At 66.1% G+C, this 19441-nt stretch carries 17 protein-coding genes; 13 read left to right on the top strand and 4 right to left on the bottom strand.

What is annotated here, in order from left to right:
- Nucleotides 1-95: 95 nt before the first annotated feature.
- Complete coding sequence (locus tag AC1DYU_RS14720; RefSeq protein WP_476792273.1) at nt 96-797, bottom strand: creatininase family protein; 702 nt, start codon at nt 795-797, stop codon at nt 96-98.
- Between the two features lie 200 nt (nt 798-997).
- On the opposite strand from AC1DYU_RS14720, the gene AC1DYU_RS14715 reads away from it, so the two are divergent.
- The 5 genes from AC1DYU_RS14715 (at nt 998) to AC1DYU_RS14695 (ending at nt 6054) form a co-directional block, all read left to right on the top strand.
- The gene (locus AC1DYU_RS14715) at nt 998-1552 is read left to right on the top strand and encodes a MarR family winged helix-turn-helix transcriptional regulator (protein ID WP_158484432.1); all 555 of its coding nucleotides are present in this window, start codon (nt 998-1000) and stop codon (nt 1550-1552) included.
- A gap of 37 nt (nt 1553-1589) precedes the next feature.
- Entirely contained in the window at nt 1590-3197 is a 1608-nt protein-coding gene (locus tag AC1DYU_RS14710; RefSeq protein WP_476792272.1) for an ABC transporter substrate-binding protein, read from the top strand.
- A gap of 141 nt (nt 3198-3338) precedes the next feature.
- Nucleotides 3339-4286, top strand: a complete 948-nt coding sequence (locus tag AC1DYU_RS14705) for an isoaspartyl peptidase/L-asparaginase family protein (protein WP_476792271.1) — start codon at nt 3339-3341, stop codon at nt 4284-4286.
- Nucleotides 4283-5326, top strand: a complete 1044-nt coding sequence (locus AC1DYU_RS14700) for a ketopantoate reductase family protein (RefSeq protein WP_476792270.1) — start codon at nt 4283-4285, stop codon at nt 5324-5326. The genes AC1DYU_RS14705 and AC1DYU_RS14700 overlap by 4 nt, the downstream gene beginning before the upstream one ends.
- Entirely contained in the window at nt 5299-6054 is a 756-nt protein-coding gene (locus AC1DYU_RS14695; protein ID WP_476792269.1) for an SDR family NAD(P)-dependent oxidoreductase, read from the top strand. The genes AC1DYU_RS14700 and AC1DYU_RS14695 overlap by 28 nt, the downstream gene beginning before the upstream one ends.
- Nucleotides 6055-6063: 9 nt before the next feature.
- On the opposite strand, the gene AC1DYU_RS14690 is transcribed toward AC1DYU_RS14695, so the two are convergent.
- Nucleotides 6064-8103 (bottom strand): NAD(+) synthase, encoded by a 2040-nt coding sequence (locus AC1DYU_RS14690; protein ID WP_476792268.1) that lies wholly within the window; start codon nt 8101-8103, stop codon nt 6064-6066.
- A gap of 332 nt (nt 8104-8435) precedes the next feature.
- Here AC1DYU_RS14690 and AC1DYU_RS14685 point away from each other — a divergent pair, with 332 nt between their 5' ends.
- From AC1DYU_RS14685 to AC1DYU_RS14665, 5 genes are all read left to right on the top strand, one after another.
- Nucleotides 8436-9446, top strand: a complete 1011-nt coding sequence (locus AC1DYU_RS14685) for a radical SAM/SPASM domain-containing protein (protein WP_476792267.1) — start codon at nt 8436-8438, stop codon at nt 9444-9446.
- Nucleotides 9439-10596, top strand: coding sequence for a dTDP-4-amino-4,6-dideoxygalactose transaminase (gene rffA / locus AC1DYU_RS14680; RefSeq protein WP_476792266.1), 1158 nt, complete (start codon nt 9439-9441; stop codon nt 10594-10596). The genes AC1DYU_RS14685 and rffA overlap by 8 nt, the downstream gene beginning before the upstream one ends.
- Nucleotides 10593-11327, top strand: coding sequence for a class I SAM-dependent methyltransferase (locus AC1DYU_RS14675; protein WP_476792265.1), 735 nt, complete (start codon nt 10593-10595; stop codon nt 11325-11327). The genes rffA and AC1DYU_RS14675 overlap by 4 nt, the downstream gene beginning before the upstream one ends.
- Nucleotides 11328-11347: 20 nt before the next feature.
- Nucleotides 11348-12052, top strand: a complete 705-nt coding sequence (locus AC1DYU_RS14670; protein ID WP_476792264.1) for a WbqC family protein — start codon at nt 11348-11350, stop codon at nt 12050-12052.
- Nucleotides 12053-12179: 127 nt separating this feature from the next.
- Nucleotides 12180-14225 carry a tetratricopeptide repeat protein gene (locus tag AC1DYU_RS14665; RefSeq protein ID WP_476792263.1) on the top strand — a complete coding sequence of 682 codons (2046 nt, stop codon included), beginning with the start codon at nt 12180-12182 and terminating at the stop codon, nt 14223-14225.
- 16 nt (nt 14226-14241) lie between these two features.
- On the opposite strand, the gene AC1DYU_RS14660 is transcribed toward AC1DYU_RS14665, so the two are convergent.
- Together AC1DYU_RS14660 and AC1DYU_RS14655 are read right to left on the bottom strand one after the other, a co-directional pair.
- Nucleotides 14242-14958 carry a nucleotidyltransferase family protein gene (locus AC1DYU_RS14660; protein WP_476792262.1) on the bottom strand — a complete coding sequence of 239 codons (717 nt, stop codon included), beginning with the start codon at nt 14956-14958 and terminating at the stop codon, nt 14242-14244.
- Between the two features lie 13 nt (nt 14959-14971).
- The gene (locus tag AC1DYU_RS14655; RefSeq protein WP_476792261.1) at nt 14972-16501 is read right to left on the bottom strand and encodes a PfkB family carbohydrate kinase; all 1530 of its coding nucleotides are present in this window, start codon (nt 16499-16501) and stop codon (nt 14972-14974) included.
- A 349-nt stretch (nt 16502-16850) separates the two neighbouring features.
- Here AC1DYU_RS14655 and AC1DYU_RS14650 point away from each other — a divergent pair, with 349 nt between their 5' ends.
- Genes AC1DYU_RS14650 through AC1DYU_RS14640 form a run of 3 tightly spaced genes read left to right on the top strand, consistent with a single transcriptional unit; the run spans nt 16851 to nt 19437 of the window.
- Entirely contained in the window at nt 16851-17807 is a 957-nt protein-coding gene (locus AC1DYU_RS14650) for an SDR family oxidoreductase (protein WP_158484441.1), read from the top strand.
- 23 nt (nt 17808-17830) lie between these two features.
- Nucleotides 17831-18424 carry an SIS domain-containing protein gene (locus AC1DYU_RS14645; protein ID WP_476792260.1) on the top strand — a complete coding sequence of 198 codons (594 nt, stop codon included), beginning with the start codon at nt 17831-17833 and terminating at the stop codon, nt 18422-18424.
- A 14-nt stretch (nt 18425-18438) separates the two neighbouring features.
- On the top strand, nt 18439-19437 hold the full coding sequence (locus AC1DYU_RS14640; protein ID WP_476792259.1) for a GDP-mannose 4,6-dehydratase: 999 nt from the start codon (nt 18439-18441) through the stop codon (nt 19435-19437).
- Nucleotides 19438-19441 lie beyond the last annotated feature (4 nt).

The raw sequence follows: 19441 nt of genomic DNA, 5'->3' as shown, positions 1-19441 counted from the left end.
CGCGTCTCGAACGATGGTCCAGAGTCCACTGGAGCATCCTTCGAGACGCCGCTGACGCGGCTCCTCAGGATGAGGGCTGGTGGAAGGAAGGCCTGTCACGGCCAGTTCTCCGTCATCGCGGCCTGCGTCTCCTCGACGCCGACCTGCCAGAGGCTGAGCATCTCGTTGTCGGAGCGCTCGTAACGGCCATGGAAATTGCCGTCGCCGAGGATTTCACGGCGCTTGGCCGGGGGCGAGGCCTGATAGAGTGGCGCATTGAAGGGCGGCTTGAACCCGTCCGGCATGACGACGCCCTCCAGCCGGGTCCAGGGAAAGTTCTCCATCCAGGAGGCATGGGACGCCGCCGGATCGACCGCCTGCACCGCCGCCTGAAAGCGCGGACCGGCCCACCAGTTGTGCAGCCGGACGCTGGCATCGGCGCGGCGGCCCAGCCATTCGGTCGCCAGCGTCATGATCGGCGAATTTCCGCCATGGCCGTTGACCAGCACGATGCGGCGGAAGCCGGAGCGATAGAAGGCCTCAAGGAGGTCCTCCATGACGGCGACGTAGGTGCTCATGCGCAGCGAGATCGTGCCGGGATAGGCGGCAAAGCTCGGCGTCATGCCATAGGCGAGGACCGGGAACACCGGCAGGCCGAGTGGCTCGGCGGCGTCATTCGCCACCTTCTCGGCCAGGATCGCATCGGTCGCGAGGCTGAGATAGGCATGCTGCTCGACGCAACCCAACGGCAGGACGCAGCGATCGTCGCGCTTCGCCTGCGCCTCGATCTGCATCCAGTTCATCTGCGCGACACGCACGGCCTGATCCTTGCTAGCAACTTGGCTTGAAACAGTTTCGACATTTCGGACGATTTGCGACGATCGCAGGGCCATTGGCAGAGAAACGGTTTGCGGGACCGCCAATGCTCCATCATCCTCAATCCCAGCATCCTTGACTCTGGCCTTTGACAGCGTCAAGTTCCATTTGGAACTAAATCGGCAACAGGGAGAGCCTGGGCATGCGGCGCGCTCCGACAGCCCTTTCGCGTGTCAGTCCGGAGCGCGAGCAGGCGCTGCGCGACCTCGACCCGCTGACCGTCACCAAGCTCTGGGACAATCCCTGCTGGCTGTCATTCCGGCTGAACTTCATCGCCTTCCGCTTCAACGACCCGGTCTATCGCTGGATCGAGACACGCTACGGCCTTGTGCGGCCCGAATTCGTCGCGCTCTATGCAGTCGGCCTGCGTGACGGCGTCGCCGCCAAGAACATCGTCGCCTCGTCGGGCCTGCCGAAGAACACGCTCAGCCGCTCGATCCAGAGGCTGCTGCAGCGCCGGCTGCTCCGGCGCGAGACCGACCGCGACGATCTGCGCAGCTTCGTCTTGTACCTGACCGCGCCCGGCCGGGCGATCTTCGACGAAACCATGCCGCTGATGCTCCAGCAGCAGACGGCCATGCTGTCGGCCCTCAGCGAGGCCGAGCAGCGCCAGCTCTGCGAACTGATGGACAAGCTCGTCATCGCCTCCCCGGCCTGGCCGACCGATCTCGACGGCCAGCCCTCCGATAAAGCCTGAACCTGATCGACACCCGAGACACGAAGGAACCCCGCCGATGAACCTCACCTCCTCTTTCCGTATGCCCGCTTGCCGCCCGCTCGCTCTCGCGCTCCTGCTCGGCGCCTCGATCCCCACGATTGCGCTCGCCCAGAACCTGACCATCGGCGTGCGCGCCGGTCCGGACTCGATCGACCCGCACTTCACCGCGACCGGCACCCATGCCGAAGCGCTGAAGCATGTCTTCGACACGCTGACCTGGTCCGGCGACAAGCTGCAGATCGAGCCGCGGCTCGCCACGAGCTGGAAGGCGATCGCGCCCGACACCTGGGAGTTCAAGCTGCGCTCCGGCGTCAAGTTCCATGACGGCTCGGACTTCACCGCCGAGGACGTGAAGTTCTCGATCGAGCGCATCCCGGTCGTGGCCGGCCCGAACCCGACGACGATCTATGTCCGCCGCGTCAAGGAGGTGAAGATCATCGACCCGCTGACGGTCCATATCGTCACCGACGGCCCGGCGCCGAACCTGCCCAACGACTTCATCCGCCTGTTCATCGTCTCGGCAAAGGCCGCCGCCGGCCTGACCAAGGACAATGCCAACGAAGCCTTCAATTCGGGCAAGGCCGCGATCGGCACCGGCCCCTACAAGCTCGTCTCCTGGACGCCGAAGGACCAGCTCGTGCTCGACCGGTTCGACGGCTATTGGGGCCCCAAGGAGCCCTGGGCCAAGGTCGTCCGCAAGGAGCTGCCCAACGACGCCGCCCGCGTCGCGCAGCTCAAGGCCGGCCAGGTCGATATCATCGTGCGCGCGCCCTCATCCGACGTCGCGACGCTGAAGCGCGACCCGAAGCTGACGGTCGCCACGATCGACACGGTCTATGTCTTCAACATGGAGATCGACCTGCGCGACAAGTCCCCGCAGGTCAGCGCCAAGGACGGCTCACCCCTGCCCAAGAACCCGCTGCAGGACCCCAGGGTGCGCGAGGCGATCGACCTTGCCATCGACCGGCCGGCGCTGGTCGAGATCGCGATGGAAGGGCTGGGCGCGCCGGTGAACCAGCTCGTCACCTCCAGCATCGCCGGCTTCAACAAGAGCCTGCCGGCGCTGAAACCCGATCTCGTCCGCGCCAAGAAGCTGATGGAGGAGGCTGGCTATCCCAACGGCTTCAAGACGACCTTCTCCTTCACCAATGACCGCCTGCCCGGCGACCGCCAGGTCGGCACCTCGGTCGCGCAGATGCTGGCGCGCATCGGCATCGAGGTCACCGCTAATGCCGTTCCGGGCGCCGTCTTCTTCCCGGCCCGCACCCGTGCGGAATTCTCGCTCGCGATGTCCGGCTGGGGCACGCTGACCGGCGAGGCCAACTACACGCTGTCCTCGGTCGTCCACTCCAACGATCCCGCCAAGAAGCTCGGCGCCTTCAACGTGCTCGGCTACAAGAACGCCGAGCTCGACAAGCTGATCGAGGACGCCGCGGTCGAACTCGACGAGACCAAGCGCAACAAGTTCCTGTCCGACGCCAACGCCATCGTCGCCAAGGACCGTCCGCGCTTGCCGATCGTCGCGGTCGGCTCGGCCTGGGCGATGCAGAAGGACAAGGTCACGATCGCGCCACGCGTCGACGAGGACACGCTGGCGATGGACATCAAGCCCGCCAAGAAGTGACGGGCTGCCACCGCGTCATGGTCGGGCTTGTCCCGACCATCCACGCCTTCGTTTGCCTAGACATCCGCTCAAGACGTGGGTGCTCGGCACAAGGCCGAGCATGACGAGCCTGCTCGTCACGCCCCATCAGGACATTCCCTTATGACCATCGCTCTCGCCATCCATGGTGGCTGCGGCACGCTGCCCAAATCCGAGATGTCGGAGGCAGAATGGGCCGATGCCCGGGCCGATCTGGCCGCTTCGCTGCGGGCGGGCTGGGCCACCCTCGCCAAGGGCGGCAGCGCGGTCGACGCCGTCGAGGCCGCCGTGCGGGTGATGGAGGATTCCGTGCATTTCAATGCCGGCTATGGCGCCGCCTTCAATGCCGATGGCGAGCATGAGCTCGACGCCTCGATCATGGACGGCGCGACGCTCGCAGCGGGCGCGCTCGCAGCCGTCAAGCGCATCCGCAACCCTGTTACGGCGGCGAAGGCCCTGATGCAGCGCGGCGATCCGCTGTTGCTGGTCGGTGCGGCCGGCGACAGCTTCGCCGAGCATGAAGGGCTCGACATGGTCGAGAACGGCTATTTCTCGACCGAGCGGCGGCGCAAGAACCTGTCCTCGATGAAGATCCGCGAGCTAGTCGGCACGGCCTCAAACGCGAGCGAAGCCGAAAAGCACGGCACGGTCGGCGCCGTCGCGCTCGACGCGCAGGGCCATCTCGCGGCCGCGACCTCGACGGGCGGCTACACCAACAAGCCGGTCGGCCGCGTCGGCGATTCCCCGATCATCGGCGCCGGCACCTATGCCCGCGACGGGCGCTGCGCCGTCTCGGGCACCGGCAAGGGCGAGTATTTCATCCGCTACTGCGTCGGCCACGAACTGGCGTCGCTGATCGGCTACAAGGGCCTGGCCCTGGACGCGGCGAGCCGATCGGTTCTGGGCGAACTCAGCGCGCACAAGATCGGCGCGGGGCTGGTCGCGATCGATGCAGACGGCGCCATCGTCGCGCCCTACAACACCGACGGCATGTATCGCGGCTGGGTGACGCCGGACGGCACCGTGCATGTCGCGACCCATGCGGATGTCGAGATCGCGGGGCAGGCATGAGCACAGACGAACCCATCCTGATCTGGGGCGCCGGCGCGATCGGCGGTACGCTCGGCGCCTACTGGGCGCGCGCGGGCGTTCCCGTGCTGCTCGTCGACATCGTGCCCGAGCATGTCGAGGCCTGCCGCACCACCGGCCTTGCGATCACCGGGCCGATCGAGGAGTTCAGGCAGGTCATTCCGGCGGTGACGCCTGCCGAACTCACGGGCACCTACCAGCGCATCGTGCTGGCGGTGAAAGCCGGCGCGACCGAAGCGGCCGTGGCCGCCCTCGCACCGCATCTGGCGCCAGACGGCTTCGTGCTGTCGGCGCAGAACGGGCTCAACGAGATCGCCATCGCAGCTCAACTCGGCGCGGAGCGGACGATGGGTTGCTTCGTCAATTTCGGGGCCGACTGGCATGGGCCGGGAGAGATCCTCTACGGCAATGCCGGGGCCGTGGTCGTCGGCGAGATCGACGGCCAGATCACGCCGCGCGCGATCGCCATGCACAAGCTGCTGCTCGGATTCGAGCCGGCCTCGATCCTGACGACCAATATCTGGGGCTATCTCTGGGGCAAGCTGTCCTATGGCGCGATGCTGTTTGGCACCGCGCTGACGCAGGACTCGATGTCGGCCAATTTCGCCGATCCCGAGCGCCTCGTGGTCTGGCTGGCGCTCGGGCAGGAGGTCGCAGCGGTGGCCGCCGCGCGCGGCGTCTCGACGCTGGGCTTTGGCGAATTCGACCCGATGGTGTTCGCGCCCGGCCAGCCGGAATATCCGCAGATCGAGACGATCGCCTGGCTCGTCGACTACACATCGAAGACCGCCAAGACCCATTCCGGCATCTGGCGCGACCTCGCCGTGCGCAAGCGCAAGACCGAGGTCGATCCGCAGATCGGCGTCATCGCCAGGCTCGGGGCCGAAGCCGGCGTGCCGACGCCGGCCGTCGAGACGCTGGTGACGCTGATCCACGACATCGAGGACGGCCGGCGGGCGCAATCCTTCGAGACCCTGAAAGTGCTGATCGACCGATGCAAATCCGTTTTGACAACCGCATAGCCCTCGTCACCGGCGCAGCCCAGGGCATCGGCCGTGCCATCGCGACCGCGCTGGCCGAGGCCGGCGCGACCGTCCATCTCGCCGATATCGACGCCGAGGGCGTCACCGCGACCGCCGCCGAAATCGGCGCGACCGCCCATGCGGTCGATCTCGGCTCGCCCGAGGCCGCGGCCGGGCTGATCGAGGCCATCGTCGCGCAAGGCGGCCGGCTCGACCTTCTGGTCCATGCCGCCGGCGGCGTGCGCGGTCAGGTCGGACGGCCGATCGAGGCGATCTCGGAAGCCGACTGGCGCGTCATCTTCGCCGCCAATGTCGATTCCGCCTTCTTCCTGGCGCAGGCGGCGGCACCCGCCATGAAAGCCAACGGTCACGGCCGCATCGTCACGATCTCGTCGGGCGCGGGACTGCGCCCGAGCCTGACCGGCATCCAGGCCTATTCCTCGGCCAAGCACGCTCTGGTCGGCCTGACCAAGCAACTCGCCTGGGAGTTCGGGCCGCATGGCATCACGGTCAATTCGGTCGCGCCCGGCTTCGTGCGCTCCAACCCCGCGACCGAGCGGCAATGGGAGAGCTACGGCGCGGAAGGCCAGAAGCGGCTGGTCGAGGGCATCCACACCCGCAGGCTCGGCACGCCGGCCGACATCGCCGCCGCTGCGCTGTTCTTCCTGAGCGAACAAGCCGGCTGGATCACCGGCCAGGTGCTGTCGGTGGATGGCGGGCGGTCGTAGCGACCACCCTCAATCCGGGATGCGGTCGAGATCGGCGAGCCAGGCGGCGGCCGAGGCGTCGCTCGGCGCGCGCCAGTCGCCGCGTGGCGAGAGCGAGCCGCCTGACGAGACCTTCGGGCCGTTGGGCACGGCCGAGCGCTTGAACTGGCTGGTCTCGAAGAAGCGGCGCACGAAGACGCGCAGCCATTTCTTGATCGTCGGGAGATTATAGGCGACCTGCTTGGCTGCCTCCATATGCGGCGGCCAGTCGCCCCGCGCGACATCCGACCAGGCATGATGGGACAGGAACGCGACCTTGCTGGGCGAGAAGCCGTAGCGTGTGACGTAGAACAGATTGAAATCCTGCAGCGCATAGGGGCCGACGAAATCCTCGGTCTTCTGGCTCGGCCCCTCGCCATCGCCGGGCACGAGTTCCGGCGAGATTTCGGTGGCGAGGATGTCGAGCAGCACGGCCGAGGCTTCCCCGCCGAAGCGGCCGGATTGCGCGACCCAGCGGATGAGATGCTGGATCAGCGTCTTCGAGACCGAGCCGTTGACGTTGTAATGCGACATGTGGTCGCCGACGCCATAGGTGCACCAGCCGAGCGCCAGCTCCGAGAGATCGCCCGTGCCGAGCACGAGGCCGTTGTTCTTGTTGGCGAGCCGGAACAGTAGCGAGGTGCGCGCACCCGCCTGCACGTTCTCGAAGGTGATGTCGTAGAGCGGCTCGCCCTTGGCAAAGGGATGGCCGATATCGACCAGCATCTGTCGGCAGGCCGGCGTCATGTCGATCTCGGCGGCGGTGACGCCCAGCGCCTTCATCAGCCGCCAGGCATTGGTCTTCGTTCCCGTGCTGGTGGCGAAAGCCGGCAGCGTATAGGCGAGGATGTTCGCGCGCGGCAGTCCCAGCGCATCGACGGTGTCGGCCGCGACCAGCAGGGCCTGCGTCGAATCGAGGCCGCCGGAAACGCCGATGACGATCTTTTCGACGCGGGTGCTGTCGAGGCGCTTGCGCAGGCCGTGCGACTGGATGTTGTAGGCCTCGTAGCAGAGCTCGTTCAGCCGGGCGTCGTCGCTCGGCACGAAGGGGAAGCGCTCGACCTCGCGCAGCAGGCCGAGATCGCTTTCGCGATCGGGCTCGAGCGCGAAGGAAATCCGCCGGAAGTCGAGCCGGTCGCGCAAGGCGTCGGCATTGTCGCCGAAGGTGTTCATGCGGATGCGGTCGAGCGCCAGCCGCTCCAGGTCGATATCGGCGAGGATCAGCTGCGGCTCGGCCGCGAAGCGCTCCGCTTCCGCCAGCAGCGCGCCGTTCTCATAGATCATTGCCTGTCCGTCCCAGGCGAGATCGGTGGTGGATTCCCCCGTTCCCGCCGCCGAATAGGCATAGGCCGCGATGCAGCGGCCGGAATGGGCCTTGCACAGCGTGTGGCGCCAATCCGACTTGCCGATGGTGACGTTGCTGGCCGAGAGGTTGAGCAGCACCGTCGCCCCCGCCAGTGCCGCGAAGGAACTCGGCGGGATCGGCATCCAGACGTCCTCGCAGATCTCCATATGGATGGTGAGATCGGGGACATCGGACGCGGTCAGCAGGATGTCGGTGCCGAACGGCACATCCTGGCCGCAGAGGGTGATCGCGGCGACGCCCGCCCGCTCGCCCGAGGCGAACTGGCGGCGCTCGTAGAACTCGCGGTAGTTCGGCAGATAGGTCTTGGGCACGACGGCCAGGATGCGACCGCGATGGATCGCCACGGCGCAGTTGAACAGCCGGCTCTCGACACGCAGCGGCGCACCGACCACGGCGACCGCACGCAGGCTCCGTGATTCCTCGACGAGGACTCCGATCGCCGCCTGGACCGCGTCGAGCAACGCGCTCTGCATGTGCAGGTCGTCGATCGCATAGGCGCTGAGGCCGAGTTCGGGGAACAGCACGATCGAGGCGCCGCCCTCGTCCGCACGGCGCAGCAGGGGAAGCATTTCGGCGACATTGAAGGAGGGATCGGCAACCCTGAGCCGCGGCGCAGCACAGGCCAGACGAATGAGGCCATGCGTGTGGATGTTGCGGAAACTCATGATCGCGGAAGCTCTTGTTGGGAAAGCTCTTGCTGCGTAAGGCTCCTGACACCCCGTCGCAACGCGGCGAGCAGGCAAGCCACGGATCTTATCGCGCAAGCGGCAGGTGGCGGGCAAGGGCCGGGCGCGCATGCACGGATGGCGGGCATGCCCGGTGTAACTGGCACCATCCGGGTTCCTGTCATATAGTGTTGTATATCGCGGGCCGCGTCCTGATCCGGCCGGCGGCCCCAGACAAGGATGCGTGACGTGCCCTCAGCTTGCCGGGAATGGCGGGGCGCTCTATACGCGGTTGTTTCAGAGCGGGCCGTTTTGCGGCCGGAGGTTCCTCAATGACGGTTGGCCAGTTCAGCGGATATCTCAGCGCGGCCTTTCCCTCGCAGATCAACGTCGATTGCACGATGTTCTGCAACCTCGCCTGTATCCACTGCCCCTACGAGACGGTCACCAAGCTCAAGGGCGCGGGGCGGAAGAACCTGCCCGTGGAACTGCACAAGAAGCTGATCGACGAGATCGCGACGACCGGCAAGGGCCATTGCACCTTCCTGCGCTACACCGGCGACGGCGAGCCACTGCTGCATCCGCAACTCGCGGAAATGATCGCCTATGCCTATGAAAAGACCGGCCTGCCGATCAACGTCACCACGAACGGGATGCTGCTGACCGAGCAGCGCACCAAGGCCCTGATCGAGGCCGGCGTCGCCGTGATCGACGTCTCGATCGATGCGCACAGCCAGGAGACCTACGGCATCATCCGGGTCAAGGGCGTTCTCTCGGTCACGCATGAGTGCACGCACCGCGCGATCAAGATGGCCAAGGAAGCCGGCGGCAAAACCAAGATCATGGTCAGCTTCGTCCGCCAGCCCGAGAACATGCACGAGGCCGACGAGTTCGAGCGCTACTGGAAGGAAGCTGGCGCCGATTTCGTCGTGCTGCGCAATCGTCATTCCTGCGGCGGCGCCGTAAAGGACATGAAGGATCTCCTCTGGGCGACGGCCCCGGTGCCGCGCAAGCCCTGCCTCTACCCCTGGGAACGGATGGTGCTGAAGGCCGATGGCGAGCTGACCTATTGCCCGGTCGACTGGCACCACATCGCCGCCGTCGGCAATTTCAGCCTGATGACGGTGGCCGAGGTCTGGCAGGGCGAGGAGATGCGCCAACTCCGTGAGGCTCACGTCACCGGCAAATTCGCTTCCAAGCACTCCTTCTGCGCACAGTGCCCCGACTGGTCGGTGACGAAATGGCCGGGCGAAGGCCGCAGCTATGCGACGGTGATGCACGAGTTCGAGGCCGAAAAGAAAAACAAGGCGAATGCCGGCGCACTCGAAACCAACCTTGCCTGAACGGATAGTGCCGTTTTCGCGCCCGCCACGCGCGGCGGGCGAGGACACGGCGATCGCAGAGGTCCTGGCCTCCGGCGCTCTCGTCGGCGGCGGCGCCATGACGCGCCGTGCGCAATCCGTGATCGAGACCCTGACCGGCGCGCGCAAGGCGCTGATCACCGGCTCGGGCACGGCGGCGCTCGAAATGGCCTGCCTGCTGCTCGATCTCGGCCCCGGCGACGAGGTCATCGTGCCGTCCTTCACCTTCTCCTCCTGCGCCAACGCGATCGCGCTGCGCGGAGCCGTGCCGGTGTTCGTCGATGTCCGCCCCGATACGCTCAACATCGACGAGGAGCTGATCGAGGCGGCGATCACGCCGCGGACACGCGCGATCATGCCGGTTCATTACGCCGGCGTCTCAGCCGAAATGGATGCGATCATGGAGATCGCGGGGCGCCACGGCATCGCGGTCGTCGAGGATGCGGCGCAAGGCGTCGGCGCGCGCTACCGCGGCAGCCCGCTGGGGACGATCGGCGGCCTCGGCTGCTTCAGCTTCCACGGCTCCAAGAACATCAGTTGCGGCGAGGGCGGCGCGCTGCTGGTCAATGATCCCGAACTGCTCGAACGGGCCGAGATCATCTGGGAAAAGGGCACGAACCGCAGCCAGTTCATCCGCGGCGAGGTCGACAAATACACCTGGGTCGATCTCGGATCATCCTTCCTGCCGAGCGAGATCACGGCCGCGCTGCTGATCTGCCAGCTGCAGGAAGCCGAGGCGATCACCCAGCGTCGCAAGGCGGTCTGGGACCGCTACCATGCGGCGCTCGCCCCGCTTGAGGCCGAGGGAACGCTGCGCCGGCCACACGTACCGCAGGACCGCGACTCGAACGGCCATATCTACGCCATGGTGATGCCCGACCCGGCGCAGCGCGACGCGATGCTGACGGGCCTGCAACAGCGCGGCGTGCTGGCAACGTTCCATTACGTGCCGCTGCATTCCGCCCCTGCCGGGCGACGCTTCGGGCGCACCCACGGGTCGCTGGAGGTCACCGACCACGTCTCCCGGTGCCTGGTCCGGCTGCCGCTTTTTGCCGATCTCGCACTTGACGATCAGGACTACGTCGTCTCATGCGTCCATGACATCAGTCGTAGCCTCCGGAGTTCCCCATGACCGAAGCCCAATCGGCAGCAAAGCCGCAGCCGGTGACCGCTCGCATCGCGCGGATTTCCGAGGCCGTCCCGGGCTGGACGCCAGCCGACCAGTTGCTGGCGCTGCACATGCTCGCGATGACCACGGCGCCGCTCGGCGGCGATGTGCTCGAGATCGGCAGCTGGTGCGGGCGCTCGACCGCGATCCTCGGCCATGCGGTCCAGACGACCGGCGTGGGCCATGTCCATGCGGTGGACCTTTTCCCGCGCGGCGTCGACTGGCGCACCAATGACGACGGCAGCCACTCCTTCTCGGTCAAGCTCGGCGATACCGCGGTCGGCGGCTATGAGGACCAGACCGTCTGGGACGAGCCGTTCCAGCGCGATATCGCGACGGTCTATGCGCGGTTCGACGGCATCCTCGACGCCTTCAACAAGACGATGACCGACGAGAAGCTGAGCGATACGGTGACGCCGTTCCAGGGCACCGGTACGATCTTCGCCGCCCAGGCCCCGGCAGGACTGAAGGTCCGGCTCGGCTTCATCGATGGCGATCATTCCTATGACGCGGTCTGCGCCGATATCGCGGCGGTCGAGCAGTTCCTGATACCGGGCGGCTGGATCGCCTTCGACGACGCCTTCTCGGTCTATGACGGAGTCGATGACGCGATCCGCGACCGCGTCCTGGCATCGGGCCGCTATGACAGCGCCCATCAGGTGAGCCGAAAGTTCTTCGCTGCGCGCCTGAAGTGAGCCGGCGGGCTTAAGCTCCAATGCGCGTCGGCATCATCCAGTCGAACTATGTGCCCTGGCGGGGCTATTTCGACTTCATCGACGACTGCGACGTCTTCATCCTGTTCGACGACGTCCAGTACACCGATCGCGACTGGCGCAACCGCAACAAGCTGAAGACGCCGCAGGGGTCGGCCTGGATTACGGTTTCGCTGCAGGGCGGCGCTCGCGACCGGCTCGTCCAGGACGTCGTGATCGACTGGGAGACTGACTGGGCCGCCCGGCATCTCAACCTGCTGCGCCAGAACTACGGGACGGCACCGCATCACGCCGAGGTCGCGGCAGAGGTCGCCGAGATCTTCGCCCGCAGGCCCGTGCGGCTGAGCGAACTCAACCGCACCCTGATCGCCCGGGTCAACGCCCGACTCGGCATCAGGACCCCGCTGATCGACGCCGCCTCGCTGCCCGGCCAGGGCCGCAAGACAGAGCGCCTCATCTCGCTCGTCAAGGCGGTCGGGGGGACGAGCTACCTCTCCGGCCCTGCTGCCGAAAGCTATCTCGACCTCGAAACCTTACGCGAAGCCGGGATCGGGCTCGAATACAAGAGCTACGATTATGAGCCTTACCCGCAGCTCTGGGGCGCCTTCGAGGGAGCCGTCAGCATCCTCGACCTCCTGATGAACACAGGCCCGGACGCGCGGCGCTTCCTCAAGAGCCGGACGCCGAACCGGCTCATCACGGGTTGACGGACTCGGTGGCGACGCGGAAAAGCCGGGCGCCGGCAGTGACGGCAGCGGATGGATTCCAGATGATGCAACCCTTCCCTCTCGCCCGCGCCCTGGCGGACCGGTCGATGCCAGCTGGGTGCATGCCATGTCGGTGACTGTCGAGACCTCGGTCGGCCCAATCGATCTCCTGCCGTCGGAAGCCGCGATGCTGAAGCCCATCATGGCGGAACAGGCGCCCTATCAGGATGGACTCGCCTTCTACGGCTCGGTGAGCGCAAGGGCGGGTACTTTTCCGCGGGAATGGGAGATCGCAATCCTGAAGGCGACGGTCGCGGCCCTGCCCGAACGGGAAGATCTGGCCGCGCGACTGGCGGTTCTGACCACCACGCCAACCGTGCCGCAGGTGGAGGCCGGGTCCATCCCGGTCGAGACCTCCCTCGGGACGCTGGGCCTTCAGCCTGACGAGGCCGCCCTGGTCGACCGCATGGCGGCAGGACGAGCCGGTGCCGACGAAGGCCAGGCGCTCTACGCGGCGCTGACCGGGCGCGGCCTGCCTTTCCCGCCCGAATGGGAGACCCATGTCGTGCGGGCGTCGGTTGCGACCCTGCCGGAGCGCGAGGATCTGCTGGCAAGGCTGGCCTTCCTGGAGGAGACCGTCAGCGCAGTCCACAGGCTGCCGGCCGACGTTCGGGACCGCCTCGCCTTCGAGCGCGCCTGGGTCCATTTTTCGCGGATCGCGGATCTGACCTCTACAGACGAGGCAGCGCGTGGTCGCGCCCGCGAGGCTGCCTTCGAGACGGCAGGCCGCCTCCTGTCGAGCGCTGCGTTCTCGGCTCAAAGCGTGCAGCGGCGCAGCGACATCATCGTCGCGCTACACGACACGCTAATGAGCGCGCCTTCGGTCGATCTCTTCCTTTTGGCCGAACTCGGGGTACGGCAGTTCGTGGCCATGCTGCGGGAACCGGACCTGACCGAATTCCAGGCCTGCCGGACCTATGACGCCCTGCATGCGCTCTCCTTCGCCGGGGTCAGCGACGTCCGCGACCTGCGCCGCTTCGACAGGGCAGCACCGGCCTTCGAGACCTGGATCGAGAGTCGGGTCGGCCGTGCCGAACGGCCTTTCGCCACGCTGCCACAGGGCCGCAAGCTGGTCGTCGCCTATCTGCTCCACACAGCCCATTTCAACCAGGGCAATGCGGTGACGCCACTCTTCCTCTCCCTGATCGAGGCGCATTGCACCCGGCCCGACCGCCGGATTCTGCTCTATCTCGTGCAACATGTCGGAGCCGACTTCGTCGAGCGGATGGCGGCGGTCAATATCGAGATCCGCTCCTTCCCGCAGGATGGACGCTATGACCGGATCGACGAGATCGCCGAGAGCCTCCGGGCAGACGGGGCCGATGTCGTCATCACCGAGCAGAACCGGGCGATCGCGACCTCCCTGTTCGTAAGGCGGGTCGCCGACCGGCAGATCTGGATCGACACCGGCTTTCCGTTCTGGAGCCTTCAGGCACTCGACTGGACGCTGACGCCGACCTCGTTTGCGCCGAGCCCGCCGCCGCGCACCAGCATGATCACCTGGCGACAGGCCGGCGAGACGATGGGCGGCACAGCCGACCCGGCCGAAATCGCGCGGGTGCGGGCCGGCTTTCCTGACGACGCCTTCGTACTCGGCGTGTTCGTGCGGCTGGTCAAGCTCGACGCCCACAATCTGTCCGTGCTCGCAAGGATGCTCGCGGCCTATCCTCGGTTCCATCTCGTCATTGCAGGGCCGGGCGATCCGGCGCTGGTCGAGGCCTTCACGCGACGACCCGATCTGGCGGGGCGGGTGACGCTGCAGGCGGGTCTGGTCGATCTCGACGTCTACGGCCCCGCCATCGACCTGATGTGCGACACCTTTCCCTTCATCGGCGGCAATGCCTGCAGGCAGGTCTCGGCGCATGGCACGCCGGTGCTGGCGCGACTCGGCACGCCCTGGGATCCGCTGCTCAAAGCCGATCGCAACCCCGACCTGCTCGCCCGCAGCGACGAGGACTACATCGCGCTGGCGATCCGCATGGCGGAGGATGCCGAGTTCCGGGCTCGGCAGCGCCGGGGCGCGATCGAGAAGGCGGTCGCCTATGCCGATCCCGGGCCGATGCTGGATGATGTCGAGGCCGCGATCGCCTGGTCGTTCGACGGCACGGCCTGAACGGACGCCGCAGGCCTCAGGGCACGAATTCCTCATGCGCCCGGCGCAGGCTTTCGACATTGCCGATGTCGCGGTGATAGGTCGCGAGCGAAACCGCCTGGATGCGCCCGACGAAATGCGGGATGACCTCGGTCGAGAGGTCGATCACCGGCTTGCCAAGGCTTGCCAGGAAGTCCAGCACCTCCGGCTCGAGGATGTAGACCGCCGCATTGGCGAGGTTGCCGGGCGGGTTCTCGACCTTCTCGTGGAAGGCCTTGACGATGCCGGCCTGGCCCGCCGCCGCCGGGGCCCCGAATTCGAGGATGCCGCAGGAGCGCGGATCGTCGGTCTCGAAGGCCAGCATGGTAATGGCGAAGCCGGGCGGGCGCGCCTTGTGCACGGCCTCGAAGCCCTGCATGTCGAAGCGCGTCAGGTTATCGGCATGCGCGACGAGGAAGGCCTCACGTCCGAAGAAGGCGGCATTGGCCAGGATCGTGCCGCCGGTGCCGAGCAGGACCTCCTCATGGACCAGCGTGACCTGATCGCGATAGGGAGCCTGCGCGACGTGACGGCGCACCGCGTCGGGCAGGTAATGCGTGTTGATCAGGACGGGGCCGACACCGGCCGGCATCAGCAGGTCGAACCAGTAGTCGAGCAGGGCCCGGCCGTGGATCGGCACGAGGCATTTGGGAATCGTGTCGGTGACCGGCCGAAGCCGGCTCCCGATCCCTGCCGCCAGCAGCAATGCGCGCATGGTGACTCTGCCCTCAGGCGCGGGTGACGGTGGCCTGCTCGAGCTCCATGATCAGATCCTGGCGCGTGAGCGGCGTGTTGCCGACGCGGGACACCTGGCAGGCGGCCGCGACCGATCCGAGATAGGTTCCGCGCCAGATGTCGACGCCAGCACAGAGCGCCATCGAGAGCGTCGTGAACAGCGAATCACCGGCACCGGCGGCATCCTTGGGCGCCGTGTTGAAGGCCGGCAGCCGGTCGGAGCGCTCGATGCCGTCCTTGCTACCATGGATCAGCAGCCCCTCGGAACCGAGCGTGACGACGACGCTGCCGGCGCGCGCGACTTCGCGCAGCCGCTCGGCCACGATGACGAGGCCCGACTCGAAATCGCGCAGCGCAAGCCGCGCCTCACGCTCGGTCGGCGTGACAATGTCCATGCCCTTGAAGCGCGAGATATCGGCAAGCTGCGAGGAGGACTGGCTGTCGGCGCCCATCATCACCTTGTGGCGGGCGGCGAGCGCGGCGATGGCCTCGACCAGCGGCTGCGGCAGCATGCCGTAATTGAAGTCCGAGAACAGGATGAGGTCGACATCCGAGACCACGTCCTCGACTCGCTTGAGGATGCGGGCCTGAAGATCGCTCTCGATCGCGTGCTGGCGGAGATGGTTGACGCGCAGCAGCGTCTTGCCATTGGCGCGGTAGCGCTCCTTCACCGTGGTCGGGCGGGAGCGGTCGAGGAACAGGTCGAGCTTGACGTTGTAGCGGCCAAGCGCCTCCTCCGCATAGCGGGCGGCCTCGTCGTCGCCAACTACCGACATGAAGCGCACATTTGCGCCGAGCCCTTGGGCATGGGCCGCGACGATGCCTGCGCCGCCAACGAAGGTCTTGTGCTCGATCGGCGTGACCACGATGGTCGGGTCTTCCTGAGACATGCCGAGCGGATCGCAGTTGATGTATTTGTCGACGATCAGATCGCCGATCACCAGGACGCGCAGGCCGGTAAAGCGGTCGAGGCAGCCTTTAAGGTCCTCATTGTCGAAACCGTGGCGGAACGGATAGTCGGCCGGGAGCTTGATGGTGTGGAAGTTCGGCTCGGCATAGTCGCGCTGCAGCAGGCTGATCGAGGAGAAGCGAACCTCGCCCGACGAGAAGATCAGCTTGCCGCCATAACCCTCGACGATCGGCTTCTCGGGGTTCTCGCGCTCGGCGAACTCCTTGCCCTTGACCACGACGTCGGGCCGCAATTCCGCGACGAATTCTTCCGGCGTGCCGGTGAGCGCTACGGCATAGCTGACCAGCGAGATCGCCTCGATGCCCTCCTGGCGCAGGGGCTGCGGAACGGTGACGCCAGGCGTCGTGTCGGGATTGATCCCGACCACGAGAATGTCGGCATTCTCGGCAGCGAAACGGAGCAGGCGCAGGTGACCAGGATGGACCGCGTTGAAATTGCCGGAGACGAAGGCGATTCGCTTGTTCTCGCCCGCCAGAGCCCGGATGGCCGCCACGCTGGTCAGCGGCTCGCGACTTGCGTCTACCGCCTCCTCGAGGTCCGTGAGATCGGTCATCTTCGTCATTCAGATCAGGTCCGTCAGGTCGGCGGCGAATACGATGCGGCAGGGCGCGCTTCCTTAGACCAATCATAGATAGGCGGCAATCATTCCGCGCCACCAGGAGTGAAAACGGTGCGGAACACACCTCGTTTGACCCGCAAGGCGCCAATTCGATCGCAGGCGAGCGCCGCAAGCGCCACGCGACCGGCTCGGGAACGGCGCGGGCGCGCGCCGCTATCGACATGCCATTTTGATGCTGCTATGAGGCGGCGCGCGCCCGGCGGGAGCCTTCGGGGCGCCGTTCTTCACAGTCGCCACCAGCCCGGAGACACCGTCTGCCGGGTTCTTCGCGAGGAAACGGTCCATGAACATTTTCGTCACTGGCGCTTGCGGCTACAAGGGCACGGTGCTGGTTCCGAAGCTGCTCGAAAAGGGCCACACGGTCCGCGCCTTCGATATCCAGTGGTTCGGCAACTTCCTGCGCCCCCACCCCAATCTCGAAGTGGTGAAGGGCGACATCCGCAACAGCGACGAGGTCAATCTCGACGGGATCGACGTGATCATCCATCTGTCGAGCGTCGCCAACGACCCGTGTTCCGATCTCGACCCGAAGCTCACCTGGGAAATCAGCTGCCTCGCCACGATGCAGCTGGCCGACCGGGCGAAGCGCAAGGGCATCAAGCATTTCATCTATGCCTCGTCCGGCTCGGTCTATGGCGTCTCCGACGAGCCGCAGGTCACCGAAGACCTCGAGCTGTTCCCGATCTCCGAGTACAACAAGACCAAGATGTGCGGCGAGCGCATCCTGCTGTCCTATGAGAACGACATGACGGTGCAGATCGTGCGCCCGGCGACCGTTTGCGGCTTCTCCCCGCGCATGCGCCTCGACGTCGCCGTCAACCTCCTGACCATGCAGGCCCTGACCAAGGGCAAGATCACGGTGCTCGGCGGCGAGCAGACGCGCCCGAACATCCATATGGACGACATCACCGACCTCTACATCTTCCTGATGGAGAACCCGCAGCACACCGGCGTCTACAACGCGGGCTTCGAGAACATCTCGATCCTCGACATCGCCAAGATGGTGGCCGAGCATGTCGGCGCCGAGATCGAGGTCAAGCCGTCCAACGATCCGCGCAGCTACCGCGTCAACTCCGACCGGCTGCTCGCCACCGGCTTTAAGCCCAAGAAGACGGTCGACGATGCGATCAAGGAGATCGTCGGCCTCTACCGCCAGGGCGCGCTCAAGGAAGAAGATCGCTTCCATAATCTCAAATGGATGATGAAGACGGTTCTGCCTGCACAAGCGGCCGCCGAATAAGAACTGGCCCGGGAGGCCGCGACATGGCGGAACTGAGCGATCCGACGGATCACTTCAAGGATTATTCGGCGCGGCTGGCGCAGACGCTGCAGGCCTTCGACTGGGCTCCCGTGAAGGAGCTGGCCGAGGATCTGTTCGGCTGCTGGCAGGAGAAGCGCCAGCTCTTCCTGATCGGCAATGGCGGCAGTGCGGGCAATGCCAACCATCTCGCCAATGATTTCATGTACCCACTCTCGAAGACGCTGGGCTCCGGCATCCGGGCGCATGCGCTGACCGAGAACCCGGCGGTGCTGGCCTGCCTCGCCAATGACGAAGGCTATGACGAGGTCTTCACCTATCAGCTCGCGGTGATGGCCAATCCCGGCGACATCCTGCTGGCCTTCTCGGGCAGCGGCAACTCGCCGAACATCCTGAAGGCGCTGGAAGAAGCCAAGCGCCGCGGCGTCAAATCCTATGCGGTCGTCGGCTTCGGCGGCGGCAAGGCCAAGGCGATGGCGGATGTGGCGATCCATTTCCCCGTCGACGACATGCAGATCGCCGAGGACACCCAGACGATTCTGGGCCACATGATCGTGCAGTGGCTGTACAAGCACCGTCACCACGTCAAGGCAGCGTAGGAAATCCTCTCGACATGACGTCAGGCGTCAAGTTTCTCGTCCTCGGCTCGAACTCGTTTTCGGGCGCGTTCTTCTGCGACTATCTGGCCGAGCAGGGCTACGACGTCATCGCGACCAGCCGCTCGAAGGAGCCGCATCGCGCCTTTCTGCCCTACAAGTGGAAGAAGCGGCCCGGCACGGTCCGGTTCAAGCGCATCGACATCAACAAGGATCTTCCGGCGCTCGAAACGCTGCTGAAGGAAGAGCGCCCGACGCATGTCGTCAACTTCGCGGCGCAGTCGATGGTCGGCGAGAGCTGGATCAACCCCGATCACTGGATGATGACGAACGTGGTCTCGACGGTGCGGCTGCACGACCTGCTACGGAACTATGACGGCCTGGAGCGCTACGTCCACGTCACCACCCCGGAAGCCTATGGCTCGACCGAGGGCTGGGTGAAGGAAGACCACGCCTTCAACCCGTCGACGCCCTATGCCGTCTCGCGCGCTGCCGGCGACATGAGCCTGCGGACCTATTTCCAGCAATACCAGTTCCCGGTGCTGTTCACACGCGCGGCCAATGTCTACGGCCCCGGCCAGCAGCTCTACCGCATCATTCCGCGGACGATCTATGCGGCGATGACCGGCCAGAAGCTCAGGCTCGACGGCGGCGGCAAGTCGATCCGCGTCTTCATCCATATGCGCGACGTTTCGGATGCGACGCTGAAGATCGCGCTCAAGGGCGCGCTCGGCGAGACCTACCATATCTCCGGCTACGAGCTGGTCTCGATCCGGACCTGCGTCGAGACGATCCTGTCGACGCTCGGCAAGAACTTCGACGAATGCGTCGAGATCGGCCCCGAGCGTCCCGGCAAGGATACCGCCTACACGCTCGATTCGATCAAACTGCGTACCGAACTCGGCTGGCAGGACAAGATCTCGCTCGCCGACGGCATCGCCGACACGATCGGCTGGATGCGCCGCTTCGAGGCCGATTTGCCGTCCCTCCCCTCCAAATACATCCATAAGGCGTAAGACA

The sequence above is a fragment of the Allobosea sp. P2_B12 genome, from assembly GCF_056404835.1.
Note: the sequence above shows the minus strand (reverse complement) of the source record. Positions and strands in the feature narration are given on the sequence as shown.